Here is an 11,098-nt window from a genome sequence, read left to right as displayed (position 1 = left end):
GTTAGAACTCAACACAGGTTGACGCCGCAACGACGTCAACACCTTGGCTCGCCACGCCGGCAGCGAGCCGCCATCGGCAGGTCGTTTTCTGCCTGACCTCGATTGAGGTCGACGCGACACTACAGTCAACAAGTGAGGGAAACACCCTATGAGAAGACTTAAGCGTGATCCGTTGGAAAGAGCATTTTTGCGCGGATATCAATATGGCGTTGGTGGTAAATCCCGTGAGCTTTGCCCATTTACTCTACCGTCGGTACGTCAAGCCTGGATTAACGGCTGGCGAGAAGGACGCGGCGACAACTGGGACGGTATGACCGGCACTGCGGGAATCCATAGACTCAACGAGCTTCACGCCGTCGGCTGATCAAAAACCAAAAAAAGGAACGCTGCACAACAACTTGAGCGAGTAACGACTTAACCACGCACGTCCCCTCCGGACGGCGGGCTTCGGCCCAAGGGCTCCTTCAAGGAGCCCTTTTTATTGCGCGTTCAGCGCAATGCCGCAATGGCATCCACCGATTCGCGAATCAGCGCCGGGCCCTTGTAGATGAAGCCGGAGTAGAGCTGCACCAGGCTGGCGCCAGCAGCGATCTTCTCAGCCGCGTGCTTGCCCTCGGTAATCCCGCCCACCGCGATGATCGGCAAACGTCCCGCCAACTCACCCGCCAGTACCTTGACCGTGTGCGTGCTCTTGTCCCGCACCGGAGCCCCCGAGAGACCGCCCGCCTCGTCACCATGCTCCATGCCTTCGACGCCGACACGGCTCAGGGTGGTGTTGGTGGCGATGACCGCGTCCATCCCGGTTTCGATCAGCGCTTGTGCCACTTGCACGGTTTCCTCATCGGTCATGTCCGGGGCGATTTTGATCGCCAACGGCACACGCTTGCCATGTAACTGGGCCAGGTCTTCCTGGCGCTGGCGCAAGGCTTCGAGCAGTTGCTTGAGCGAGTCACCAAACTGCAGGCTGCGCAGGCCCGGGGTATTGGGCGAGCTGACGTTGACCGTCACGTAGCTGGCGTGGGCGTACACCTTGTCCAGGCAGATCAGGTAATCGTCGACGGCCCGTTCGACCGGGGTGTCGACGTTCTTGCCGATGTTGATCCCCAAGATGCCTGTGTACTTGGCTGCCGCGACACGGGCCAGCAAGTGATCGACGCCGAGGTTGTTGAAGCCCATGCGGTTGATGATCGCCTCGGCTTGCGGCAAGCGGAAAATGCGTGGCTTGGGGTTCCCCGGCTGGGGCCGTGGGGTAATGGTGCCGATTTCGACGAAGCCAAAGCCCAGTTGGGCAAACCCGTCGATGGCCGCGCCGTTCTTGTCCAGGCCAGCGGCCAGCCCTACCGGGTTCGGGAAGTCCAGGCCCATGACATTCACCGGCACATGCGCCGGGGCCTTGCACAGCAAGCCGTTCAGGCCCAGACGTCCGCCCGCGCCGATCAAGTCCAGGGACAGATCGTGGGAGGTTTCAGGGGACAGTTTGAACAGCAGTTGGCGGGCCAGGGTATACATGGGCGGGCTTGACTCGGTCGGCGGCGAAATAAGGCGGCGATTATAGCCGGGCAACGGGGTCGCACGCGAGCGCACGACACAATCAGCCGGCAATGGCATATGCCTTGCAAACCTGCCTCTGCCCCCCCGGCCTGGGTCAACGGCAGCGATGCCCCGGAAAGGACCTCGGTTGTACCTGCCTCAATGTCGAGCACGCCCCCAACACCGCCCGGCGCTGGTCATGGCGATCCGGCTCGCAGGCGCCACCAGTAATGACATCGAAAGGTCGCAGCCTGCCACACCCCACTCGGGGACCCAGTGCCCGTAGAACACCTTGGAGTCGACAAATCGCAGGCAAAGAAAAACCCGGCCGGAGCCGGGTTTTTCAGAGCTGCAGGCTAATTACTTAGCTTGAGCTTCAACCGCTGCTTCTACGCGACGGTTCATAGCACGACCAGCTTCAGTGGCGTTGTCAGCGATAGGCTGAGTTTCGCCGAAGCCACGAGCTTCCAGACGGTTAGGAGCGATACCGTCTTTGACCAGGACTTCTTTCACTGCGTTGGCACGACGCTGGGACAGCTTCATGTTGTAAGCGTCTGGGCCTACGGAGTCAGTGTGACCAGCAACCACGGTAGTGGTTTGTGGGTACTGCTTCATGAAGTCAGCCAGGTTACGAACGTCGGACAGGCTGTTTTGCTTAACAGTAGCCTTGTCGAAGTCGAACTTAACGTCCAGCTCAACCTTAACCACTTCAGCAACTGGCTCTTCTGCTACTGGCTCTGGAGCCGGTGCTGGAACAACTGGAGCTGGAGCGACTTTGCCGCCGCTGCCACCGAAGTTCAGACCCAGACCTACGGATGGGATGTAGTCCCACTTGCCGTTGTCCAGCTTGTAGTCGGCTTCAACGCCAGCACGAGCGAACAAGTTGTCGGTGATGTACCACTTGGCGCCAGCGCCAGCGGTCAGGAAGGTCGACTGGTCGCGACCAGTGTGGCCATCGGCAGCAACGTTGGTCAGGCTGCCGTGCTTCACACCGCCTTGAACGTAAGGACGGATAGCGTCGCCTACGGTACCGAAGTGGTACTGGGAGTTCAGACCGAACTGATCACCACCAAGCTTCTGGTTGCCAGTGCCGTTGTTCGAACGGGTGTGATCATCTTGACCGTAGGTCAGGTTAACCGAGACATCGTCGGTCAGGAAGTAGCCGATAGAGGCGCCTGGCTGGTAGCCATCTTCAACGTTCTTAACGCTGTCGTTGTACTTTTTGCCGTAGGACAACTCGCCTTCAACTGCGCCTTGGCCTTGTGCCAGGACGCCGAAAGAAGTAGCGGCAATAAGAGAACCAATGGCAAAGCCCAAGGTGTTTTTCAGTTTCATCCGTTAAATCCCCATCTGGTGATTGTAAAGCAGTCCCGCAAACCGGGGGACAACTCGGCGGCAAGTCTATCAGAACTTGCCTACACGTAAGAGATATTTGCGCTGATACTCAAGTTTCAGCAACGCCTGCAAATTTCTCACGCAATTTATCTAGAGCGCGTTTGTACCGCATTTTTGTTGCACTCAAGCCCATGTGCATGATGTCTGCGATCTCCTGGAACTCCAGCTCTGCGACAAATCGTAGCACCAGAATTTCCCGATCGATCGGGTTCACATACACCAGCCAGCGATCAAGTCCGCCCTTATCCTCAGGTTTCGGCATCTTCTCTTCAGATGCCTCCTCGAGGGGGTCCAGACTTAAAGCGTCCATCAAGCGACGCTTACGCCGTTCCTTTCGATACTGCGTGATGCATTCGTTGTACGTGATGCTATATAGCCATGTCTTGAACTTCGATTTGCCCTCGAAGTTCTTCAGACCGTACAACACCTTCAACATCACTTCCTGACAGACATCATCTGCGTCGCGATCGTTCCCAAGGTATCGCGCGCAAACATTAAATAATGTTCGCTGGTAACGCCGCATCAACTCTTCGTAGGCGCGCGTCACGTGAAAAAGCTCGGTATGCGAGCGCGCGACCAACTCCTCATCAGAGAGCTCGCGGGGGTCGTAGCGCGTGGACAACGTTTGGGCTTTATTCAAAACAAGTCGGGCCGACAGTCAGGTCAATGTCCGCCGCAGCCCAGGCATCAGGCATTTTTTGCGGCGGCGTACATTAGCAGGGTTTGCCGGGTTAGCGGCTACTTACATGCTGCTCCAGGAGGATCCGATTGGAGAGTGAGACTAGCTCACCCTCATCGGTCAGCAATGTAGTTTTAACCGTGCCGATCTCTTCGATCTGGCCTTCGACCTCACCAACACGCACTTGTTGCCCAACCTGATACAACTCACGCACATAGATTCCCGCAAGAATCTGACCCGCGATCTCGCGGCTCCCCAGGCCCAAGGCCAAGGCAACAGCCAGACCAACGGTAATCAACACAATCACGATCACATGGTTCAGCAGGTCGGTCTTGACCTCCAACTGGCTGATCGCAACCGAAATACTGATGATAATGACCAGGCCCTGGGCGATCCGCCCCAGCCCGGCAGCATAATCGAGCCCTACCCCTTCAGCTGCGCCGCGCACCAGACCATTGGCCAGTTGAGCCAGCAGAACCCCGACCAACAACACCAGCGCGGCGCCAAATACTTTCGGCAAATACAGCGCCAGCATGTCCAGCGTAGCTGAAACTCTCTCCAAGCCAAGGGACTCGGCAGCAGAAACCAGGAAAATAAGTAAAACGAACCAGTAGACAATTTTGCCGATCAGCGTCGATATCGGCACTTGAAGGCCGGCACGGGACAGTATTTTGGTCAGACCAGTGCCCCCCATCAAACGATCCAGACCCAACTTCGCGAGCAATTTGGACAGCAGGGTGTCGAGCAATTTGGCCACGACGAAACCCAACAGCAGCACCACCAGCGCGCCGAACAGGTTCGGAATGAAGTTTGCCACTTTGGTCCACAACGCCGTCATGGCTGTGACCAGGCTCTGGGTCCAGAGATCAAGTTCCATATTCAATCAGCCTTAGCAGCAGTGCGAGCGGTAGGTTTACGACGGGAAACCGGCGCGACATGGGCCGATCCGTTATTCAGGGCAATCATCAGTGCCGGCAGCCAGCGCCCCAGCAAACTGAACAGATCACCCGCGCCAACCTGGCGGTTGGCGGTTTTCAGTACGCGCCCCAGGCACGCGTCATCGTCGCGGGTGGACGGTGATGCCTTGAGCATGTCACGCAAAGACTGTTCAAACGGATCGTGCATACGCACCTCTCGTGATGTCTGTGAAAGACGCGATCAAATTTCGTCGGGTCACATGGCGCTCCTTCATACCCAGCGCAAACGCCGGAACAACCACCATTGACCCAGCGCCACCGAGACCATGATCGAGCACGCAATCGCGAAGCCATAGGGGCTTGCCGAGAACGGAATCCCGCCGACGTTGATGCCCAGCAGACCGGTCAGGAAACTCATCGGTAAAAAGATCCCGGTGATGATGCCAAAACGGTACATCGTGCGGCTCATCTTGACGCTCAATCGCCGGTCTTCGGCCTCAAGAACCAGTCCCACGCGCTCGCGGGTCAATTCCAGCTCTTCGAGGTAACGCGTCAGGCTGTTGTTCAATTCGTTCCAGTAATCGCCGTCGTCGTCGACGAACCAGGGCAGTTTTATCCGGGTCAACTGGCCAAAAATATCCCGTTGTGGCGCCAGAAAACGCTTGAGCCCAGCCGCGCGCCGGCGGATTTGTAAAATCGACCCATGCTCGGGCGTATACCGTTCGTCGGAATCCAGTTTTTCCTCTTCCTCATCGACCACTTCCGACAGGTCGCTGACCAGATCCTGCACCTTATGGGTGAGGTACTGAGCCATATAGAGGATGAGTTCAGAGCTGGTTTTGGGCCCCTTTCCATCAGCCAATTGCACGATCAATTCATCCGTGGCGCGCAAAGGCCGCATCCGCAGGGAAATCACCCGCTGGGCCGACGCGAAGATCCGCACCGAGACCATGTCTTCCGGCTCGGCGCCCGGGTTGAGATTGACCCCGCGCAAGAACAGCAGCAACTCGGAGTCCGGCAATGCCAGCAGCCGCGGCCGGGTGTTCTCTTCGAGCAACAGGTCGCAGCTGAACTCACTCAGGCCGCTGGATTTGCGCAACCAGGTCCGGGTTTGCGGATGACTGCGATCCCAGTGCAGCCACAGGCTCTCGACCGGCTGCAATTGCAGCTCATCGAGCTCCGTCCGGGCAATCGAACGCGCGCCACCCTTGCCATCCAGTACCAGGGCATGGACCAATCCCCACTGCGCGTTTTCTTCCTCGAACATCCTCACCCCTGGCCTTGGATCATGGTCTTACTCAGGCATCTTCAGCGGGCTTGGCGAGATAATCACACCGTTGTTGTCCGCGTAGACGTAATGGCCCGGATGGAACGTAACACCGGCAAACGTCACGGCGACATTGAGGTCGCCAATGCCACGCTTGTCCGTTTTCATCGGGTGACTGGCCAGTGCCTGCACGCCCAGGTCGGTTTGCGCGATGACATCGACGTCGCGGATGCAACCGTAGATCACCAGCCCTTCCCAGCCGTTCTTCGCCGCTTTCTCCGCCAGCATGTCGCCCAGCAACGCGCGGCGCAGTGAACCACCGCCATCAACCACCAGCACTTTGCCGTTGCCATTGAGCTCGACTTGCTCCTTGACCAACGAGTTGTCTTCGAAACACTTGATGGTCACGATTTCGCCGCCGAAGGAATCACGGCCGCCAAAATTGCTGAACATCGGTTCCAGCACCTGGACCAGCTCCGGGTAGGCGTCGCACAGATCGGGCGTGAGGTAATGGTTCATCGAAAAACTCCTGTAAAAGAGGCAGACAATCGAGGATGGCACATTAAATGAAACGGGCGATGGAGAGTCTGGTTCAACCCCGCCACCACGAACTCCAGAACTGTATTGGCCACTGAAAGTGACCAAAAACACTCAATGCGTCACATCTTAGCCCTTCACTGTTCGAAGCGAAACGCCCTTGTTAGAGCCTCCCCCTCAGACTGCCCCGGTAGAATCCGAGTTTTGCGCCAGCAAGGGTGCCACCTGATCGCTTAACCAACGCTGAACCAACGGCCAGACTTCGACCTGCGCCGCCTTGCTGATCAGCATTTCAACGTGCCCGAAGTTATCCGAGAAGCCCTGCTCACGCCCCAAGCACACATAGTGTTTGTTCTCGGAACCGATTTGCTCGAACAGCTTGCGGCAGGCCCAGTCCGGGTCCTGATGATCGTTACTGGCGCTGACCGCCAATACCGGCACCTGCACCTGCGCCAGCCCCGCCCACCAGTTTTTCTCGGCATCGCCGAAGCGCCCGAACAGGCCGTACCAGCGCATGCTTTCCAGCGCCAGGCCGATGGGCTCGTCTTCCGGGCCACGCTTGAGGCGCGAACCCGAAAGCTGGGCAAAGCGCTTGAGAATCAAGCGCCCACCCCACTCCACCGGAGGAATTTTCAGCGACCAGTAGGTGCGACTGACCTGCGTCCCGAAGAATGCAGCCGACGCCACCGCCGGCGCACCCAGATACTGTCCACCCAGCGCAGCCGCCAGGGTGATCCCCCCCAGGGAATGACCGATCCAATGCGGTACCTGCCCGCTTTGCTCGCGGACAAATGCGGCAATCGCGGGCAAGTCATAGCGGGCATAGTCGGCCACACGATTCTTACGGTACTGCTGATTGCGCTGCGACAAGCCGTGGCCGCGCATCTCCGGGATCCACACATCGAACCCGGCGCGAGTCAGGTATGCGCCCAACCCAAGCCCCTTGGGGGAGTACCAGAAGCGCCGGTTGGAGAAACTACCGTGCAACAGGATGACCGGCACGCCACGCACGACGGACTCATTGGCCATCCCCAAGCGAGTCACCGCCAGCTCCACCGTACTGTCGGGGCTGTTACCCGGTTTCAAGCGATAGACGTCCTCGCTCAGATCGCCGCGACGCTCGGCGCTGATCAAGGCGACAGGAAATAAGTGACTGCTGCTTTGCATAATGCTCTTGCACAAAAAAGGGCGGCATCCACTGGAGCCCGCCCTACTTGAATCTCAAAGCCTCGACCCACCGCAGCAGGTCGAGACTTCATTCGCGTATCAAACCGCAGCCTGGCCCTCGGCCAGGAAGAACCAGGTTTCCAGCACGGAGTCAGGGTTCAACGAAACACTCTCGATACCCTGCTCCATCAGCCACTTGGCCAGGTCGGGGTGATCGGAAGGTCCCTGACCGCAAATACCGATGTACTTGCCAGCCTTGTTACAGGCGGCAATCGCGTTGGCCAGCAGCTTCTTGACCGCCGGATTACGCTCGTCGAACAAGTGCGCAATGATCCCGGAGTCACGGTCCAGGCCCAGGGTCAACTGGGTCAGGTCGTTGGAGCCGATGGAGAAACCATCGAAGAACTCAAGGAACTCTTCGGCGAGGATTGCGTTGGACGGCAGCTCGCACATCATGATCACGCGCAGGCCGTTGTCACCTCGCGCCAGGCCGTTCTCAGCCAACAGGTCAACCACCTGGCTGGCCTCGCCCAGGGTACGCACGAACGGCACCATGATTTCGACGTTGGTCAGGCCCATGACGTTGCGCACGCGCTTGAGGGCGCGGCATTCGAGTTCGAAGCAGTCACGGAACGCTTCGCTGATGTAACGCGACGCACCACGGAAACCCAGCATCGGGTTTTCTTCTTCCGGCTCGTAGAGCTTGCCGCCGATCAGGTTGGCGTATTCGTTGGACTTGAAGTCCGACAGGCGCACGATGACTTTTTTCGGCCAGAACGCGGCGGCCAGGGTGCTGATGCCCTCGACCAGTTTCTCGACATAGAAACCGACCGGATCGTCGTAACCGGCGATGCGCTTGTCGACGCTTTCCTTGATTTCCGGTGGCAAGCCGTCGTAGTTCAGCAGCGCCTTGGGGTGCACACCGATCATGCGGTTGATGATGAACTCCAGGCGGGCCAGGCCCACACCCGCGTTCGGCAGCTGCGCGAAGTCGAATGCACGGTCCGGGTTGCCGACGTTCATCATGATTTTGAAGGGCAGTTCCGGCATGGCGTCGACGGAGTTTTTCTTCACGTCAAAGCCCAGTTCACCTTCAAAGATGAAGCCGGTATCGCCTTCGGCACAGGAAACGGTGACGCCCTGGCCGTCCTTGAGCAACTGGGTGGCGTTGCCACAGCCCACGACCGCCGGGATCCCCAGCTCGCGAGCGATGATCGCCGCGTGGCAGGTCCGGCCGCCACGGTTGGTGACGATGGCGCTGGCGCGTTTCATCACCGGCTCCCAGTCCGGGTCGGTCATGTCGGAGACCAGAACGTCGCCCGGCTGGACTTTGTCCATCTCGGAAACGTCCTTGATGATGCGTACCTTACCGGCACCGATGCGCTGGCCAATGGCACGGCCTTCCACCAGCACAGTGCCGGTTTCCTTCAACAGGTAGCGTTCCATGACGTTGGCCTGGGTGCGGCTCTTCACGGTTTCAGGGCGGGCCTGAACGATGTAGAGCTTGCCGTCGTCGCCGTCTTTGGCCCATTCGATGTCCATCGGGCACTGGTAGTGCTTCTCGATGATCATCGCCTGCTTGGCCAGCTCGCTGACTTCGGCGTCGGACAGGCAGAAACGTGCGCGCTCGGCCTTGTCCACATCGACGGTCTTGACCGAACGACCGGCCTTGGCCTCGTCGCCGTAGATCATCTTGATGGCTTTGCTGCCCAGGTTGCGGCGCAGGATCGCAGGACGACCGGCAGCCAGCGTGTGCTTGTGGACGTAGAACTCGTCCGGGTTGACCGCGCCCTGGACGACGGTTTCGCCCAGGCCGTAGGCGCCGGTGATGAACACCACGTCACGGAAGCCCGACTCGGTGTCGAGGGTGAACATCACGCCAGCGGTACCGGTTTCGGAGCGGACCATGCGCTGCACACCCGCCGACAGGGCGACCAGCTTGTGATCAAAGCCCTGGTGTACGCGGTAGGAAATGGCGCGGTCGTTGAACAGCGAGGCAAACACTTCCTTGGCCGCGCGAATCACGTTCTCGACGCCACGGATGTTCAGGAAGGTCTCCTGCTGGCCGGCGAAGGAGGCATCCGGCAAGTCTTCGGCGGTGGCGGAGGAGCGTACGGCCACGGCCATATCCGGGTTACCGGCCGACAGTGCGGCGAAGGCGGTGCGGATCTCGGCGTTGAGCTTCTCCGGGAACTCGGCTTCCATGATCCACTTGCGGATCTGGGCACCGGTCTTGGCCAGGGCGTTCACGTCGTCAACGTCCAGCGCGTCGAGCGCGGCGTGGATCTGCTCGTTCAGACCGCTCAGCTCGAGGAAATCACGATACGCCTGAGACGTCGTGGCGAAGCCACCCGGGACCGAGACACCGGCACCCGCAAGATTACTGATCATCTCGCCCAGGGATGCGTTCTTGCCCCCCACATGCTCTACATCATGGACGCCGAGCTTATCGAGGGAAACTACGTACTCTACCAAGGTGATCTCTCCACTAACTGTGTTGGAAAAGCTCAGGTTACTGGCGGCTCTTCAGAGCGATTGCCAGCGATATGGCCTGGACCTGGAAAATAAGTGAGAATGCGGGCCAATCCAGGCCGGCAAATCGCGCCTATCATATCCAAGAATCGTCACCAGCTTAAGGCCCAAGGCGCAAATGAAACGATCTGCTTTCTTTATTTCCGATGGCACCGGTATTACAGCCGAAACCCTGGGTCAAAGCCTGTTGGCGCAGTTCGAAAACATTACCTTCACCAAGCTCACCCGACCGTATATCGACAGCGTGGATAAAGCGCGGGCCATGGTACAACAAATCAACGCCGCCGCTGAGAAGGACGGCTTTCGCCCGATCATCTTCGACACCATCGTCAACCAGAACATTCGCGAGATTCTCGCCACGTCCAACGGCTTCATGATCGACATTTTCTCGACCTTCCTTGCCCCGCTGGAGCAGGAATTGAGCGAGCATTCTTCGTATTCGGTGGGCAAGTCCCATTCCATCGGCCACAACTCCAACTACATGGAGCGCATCGAGGCGGTGAACTTTGCCCTGGACAACGATGACGGCGCCCGCACCCACTACTACGACAAGGCCGACCTGATCCTGGTCGGCGTGTCGCGTTGCGGCAAGACCCCGACGTGCCTGTACATGGCGATGCAGTTCGGTATCCGCGCCGCCAACTACCCGCTGACCGAAGACGACATGGAACGCCTGCAACTGCCGGCCGCCCTGCGCGCGCATCAGCACAAGCTGTTCGGCCTGACCATCGACCCCGACCGCCTCACCGCGATCCGCAACGAGCGCAAGCCCAACAGCCGCTATTCGAGCTACGCCCAGTGCGAATTCGAGGTGCGTGAAGTGGAGAACCTGTTCCGTCGCGAAAACATCCCGCACATCAACTCCACGCATTTCTCCGTGGAAGAGATCTCGGCGAAGATCCTGGTGGAACGCGGCGTGGAGCGGCGGTTCAAGTAGATCGGCTAGACGCTTTCGCGAGCAGGCTCGCTCCCACTAAGAGATCGGCGTCGTACACGAATACTGTGCTCACTGAAGATCAAGGGTGGGAGCGGGCTTGCTCGCGAAGAGGCCGGCACATCCAGCCTCTTGGCAAG

The 11,098-nt window shown here is 58.9% G+C and carries 11 protein-coding genes; 2 read left to right on the top strand and 9 right to left on the bottom strand.

Features of this window, described 5'->3' with window-relative positions:
• The first annotated feature begins 148 nt into the window (after positions 1-148).
• The gene (gene rmf / locus BMW74_RS13175; RefSeq protein WP_003223300.1) at positions 149-364 is read left to right on the top strand and encodes a ribosome modulation factor; all 216 of its coding nucleotides are present in this window, start codon (positions 149-151) and stop codon (positions 362-364) included.
• A gap of 125 nt (positions 365-489) precedes the next feature.
• On the opposite strand, the gene BMW74_RS13170 is transcribed toward rmf, so the two are convergent.
• The 9 genes from BMW74_RS13170 to ppsA all read right to left on the bottom strand — a co-directional run bounded on the left by BMW74_RS13170 (position 490) and on the right by ppsA (position 9,967).
• Entirely contained in the window at positions 490-1,509 is a 1,020-nt protein-coding gene (locus BMW74_RS13170) for a quinone-dependent dihydroorotate dehydrogenase (protein ID WP_093420589.1), read from the bottom strand.
• Positions 1,510-1,890: 381 nt separating this feature from the next.
• A complete protein-coding gene (locus tag BMW74_RS13165; protein WP_093420586.1) occupies positions 1,891-2,865 on the bottom strand; it encodes an OmpA family protein in 975 nt (324 codons plus the stop codon).
• Between the two features lie 109 nt (positions 2,866-2,974).
• Positions 2,975-3,565, bottom strand: a complete 591-nt coding sequence (gene sigX, locus BMW74_RS13160; protein ID WP_093420581.1) for an RNA polymerase sigma factor SigX — start codon at positions 3,563-3,565, stop codon at positions 2,975-2,977.
• A gap of 91 nt (positions 3,566-3,656) precedes the next feature.
• The gene (locus BMW74_RS13155; protein WP_093420577.1) at positions 3,657-4,481 is read right to left on the bottom strand and encodes a mechanosensitive ion channel family protein; all 825 of its coding nucleotides are present in this window, start codon (positions 4,479-4,481) and stop codon (positions 3,657-3,659) included.
• Between the two features lie 2 nt (positions 4,482-4,483).
• Positions 4,484-4,735, bottom strand: coding sequence for a CrfX protein (locus tag BMW74_RS13150; protein WP_371911753.1), 252 nt, complete (start codon positions 4,733-4,735; stop codon positions 4,484-4,486).
• 57 nt (positions 4,736-4,792) lie between these two features.
• The gene (locus tag BMW74_RS13145; RefSeq protein ID WP_093420567.1) at positions 4,793-5,788 is read right to left on the bottom strand and encodes a zinc transporter ZntB; all 996 of its coding nucleotides are present in this window, start codon (positions 5,786-5,788) and stop codon (positions 4,793-4,795) included.
• Between the two features lie 27 nt (positions 5,789-5,815).
• Complete coding sequence (rraA, locus tag BMW74_RS13140; RefSeq protein WP_093420563.1) at positions 5,816-6,307, bottom strand: ribonuclease E activity regulator RraA; 492 nt, start codon at positions 6,305-6,307, stop codon at positions 5,816-5,818.
• Between the two features lie 195 nt (positions 6,308-6,502).
• The gene (locus tag BMW74_RS13135; RefSeq protein ID WP_093420557.1) at positions 6,503-7,492 is read right to left on the bottom strand and encodes an alpha/beta fold hydrolase; all 990 of its coding nucleotides are present in this window, start codon (positions 7,490-7,492) and stop codon (positions 6,503-6,505) included.
• Between the two features lie 99 nt (positions 7,493-7,591).
• A complete protein-coding gene (gene ppsA / locus BMW74_RS13130; RefSeq protein WP_093420548.1) occupies positions 7,592-9,967 on the bottom strand; it encodes a phosphoenolpyruvate synthase in 2,376 nt (791 codons plus the stop codon).
• Positions 9,968-10,142: 175 nt separating this feature from the next.
• On the opposite strand from ppsA, the gene BMW74_RS13125 reads away from it, so the two are divergent.
• Positions 10,143-10,961 (top strand): posphoenolpyruvate synthetase regulatory kinase/phosphorylase PpsR, encoded by an 819-nt coding sequence (locus BMW74_RS13125; RefSeq protein WP_093420535.1) that lies wholly within the window; start codon positions 10,143-10,145, stop codon positions 10,959-10,961.
• The last annotated feature ends 137 nt before the right edge of the window (positions 10,962-11,098 follow it).

It is taken from the genome of Pseudomonas sp. ok272 (assembly GCF_900109995.1).
Lineage (GTDB): Bacteria > Pseudomonadota > Gammaproteobacteria > Pseudomonadales > Pseudomonadaceae > Aquipseudomonas.
Note: the sequence above shows the minus strand (reverse complement) of the source record. Positions and strands in the feature narration are given on the sequence as shown.

Coding starts and splice junctions, on each gene's coding strand:
- BMW74_RS13125 (WP_093420535.1), top strand. CDS start 10,143: ATGAAACGATCTGCTTTCTTTATTTCCGATGGCACCGGTATTACAGCC.
- BMW74_RS13145 (WP_093420567.1), bottom strand. CDS start 5,788: ATGTTCGAGGAAGAAAACGCGCAGTGGGGATTGGTCCATGCCCTGGTA.
- BMW74_RS13155 (WP_093420577.1), bottom strand. CDS start 4,481: ATGGAACTTGATCTCTGGACCCAGAGCCTGGTCACAGCCATGACGGCG.
- BMW74_RS13170 (WP_093420589.1), bottom strand. CDS start 1,509: ATGTATACCCTGGCCCGCCAACTGCTGTTCAAACTGTCCCCTGAAACC.
- BMW74_RS13165 (WP_093420586.1), bottom strand. CDS start 2,865: ATGAAACTGAAAAACACCTTGGGCTTTGCCATTGGTTCTCTTATTGCC.
- rraA (WP_093420563.1), bottom strand. CDS start 6,307: ATGAACCATTACCTCACGCCCGATCTGTGCGACGCCTACCCGGAGCTG.
- BMW74_RS13135 (WP_093420557.1), bottom strand. CDS start 7,492: ATGCAAAGCAGCAGTCACTTATTTCCTGTCGCCTTGATCAGCGCCGAG.
- rmf (WP_003223300.1), top strand. CDS start 149: ATGAGAAGACTTAAGCGTGATCCGTTGGAAAGAGCATTTTTGCGCGGA.